At 47.3% G+C, this 1,230-nt stretch carries 2 protein-coding genes; both read right to left on the bottom strand.

Going from position 1 to position 1,230, the window contains the following annotated elements; genetic code table 11:
* A partial coding sequence (locus tag QVD32_RS13170; protein WP_287710391.1) for a hypothetical protein occupies positions 1 to 223 on the bottom strand: 223 nt, incomplete at its 3' end.
* Between the two features lie 4 nt (positions 224 to 227).
* The gene (locus tag QVD32_RS13165; protein WP_287710392.1) at positions 228 to 1,223 is read right to left on the bottom strand and encodes a virulence RhuM family protein; all 996 of its coding nucleotides are present in this window, start codon (positions 1,221 to 1,223) and stop codon (positions 228 to 230) included.
* Positions 1,224 to 1,230 lie beyond the last annotated feature (7 nt).

The following is a 1,230-nucleotide window of genomic DNA, read 5'->3' as shown; positions in this document are numbered from 1 at the left end:
AACTTGTCGCATAACTGAAATACCCCATCATCTTGCGTGATAAAATCTCTGTCAAGCAAAGTCTTGACCGCACCTTGCACGGTGCTTGCCCCAAGATGACTTCTTCCTCTATAAGGTCGATAATTGCCAGTAGCAACACCGCCTTATGAGGAGCTTTGCGTCCCTTCACCTTTGCAGTGTGCAAGGAAGAAAATGCATCTATATAGTGTCGAAGTTCCATCATACCTTTATTTTTTTCCTTTACCCTTGTTGTTCAACATCTTGATGGTGGCGAGGTAAGCCTCCTCTACGGGCGAAAGGGTCTTGACCTCCCATTTGCGGTACTCCGTTTCCGCCTTTTCCATAGCCTGGCTGTGACTCACACTTCCAGCACCTTGCAGAAGAGGGTCACCATTGGCAGAGAGGATGCGGTCGAGATGCTCGATATAGTCAGCCATATACATAGGACGATGCTTCTTGGCCTGAGTCTCGGCTAAATCGAAATAACCGGAAACGAGGTTGTTGAGAATCTCCAGTTCCTCGCCGTCCAGATAATTCTTGGCAATCTTCGCATCACGCAGTGTGGGATGGTCTCCCTTGAAAGAGGTCAAACCCATGACAGGCTTGTCTGCATCGGATCGCTGGTAGATTACTTCTGCCGCAGTATGACCATGAGCCGCAAAATGGAGTTTGTTCTGTACTATCTTGAAAAACTCCACCGACATATCTGAGCGAGGGTCATAGTCTACAGCTGTGGCATAGATGTCAAGCACCTGTCGATACATCACCTTTTCCGATGAGCGAATGTCACGGATGCGGTTCAGCAACTCTTTCCAGTATCCACCGCCTCCCAGTTGCTTCAAGCGTTCATCGTCCATGGTGAAACCCTTGTAGAGATATTCTGCCAGCCTTTCTGTTGCCCACTGGCGGAAGCGCGATGCTACAAGCGACCGTACACGGTAGCCGATGGAAAGAATCATGTCGAGATTGTAGTAGGTCACATTGTAATTCTTCCCATCTGCGGCAGTTGTTCGGAATTTCCGAACAACTGCATCTTCCTTCAATTCTCCATCTTCAAAAATGTGCTTGATATGCTCACTTACGTTTGATTTGCTTGTCTGATAGAGATCGCATATCTGCTGTTGGGAGAGCCAAAGGCTTTCCTGCTCATATTTTACCTCCAAGTGGGTCTTGCCGTCCTCACTTTGGTATATTACGATATTTCCGTTATTGTTATCGTCCATATTGTTT

The sequence above is a fragment of the Barnesiella sp. genome (assembly GCF_022723415.1).
Taxonomy (GTDB): Bacteria; Bacteroidota; Bacteroidia; order Bacteroidales; family Barnesiellaceae; genus Barnesiella; species Barnesiella intestinihominis.
This window is presented reverse-complemented; position numbering and strand designations above follow the sequence as displayed.

Bases quoted from the DNA above. Each gene is read 5' to 3' on its own strand.
- QVD32_RS13165 (WP_287710392.1), bottom strand. From the start codon at position 1,223: ATGGACGATAACAATAACGGAAATATCGTAATATACCAAAGTGAGGAC.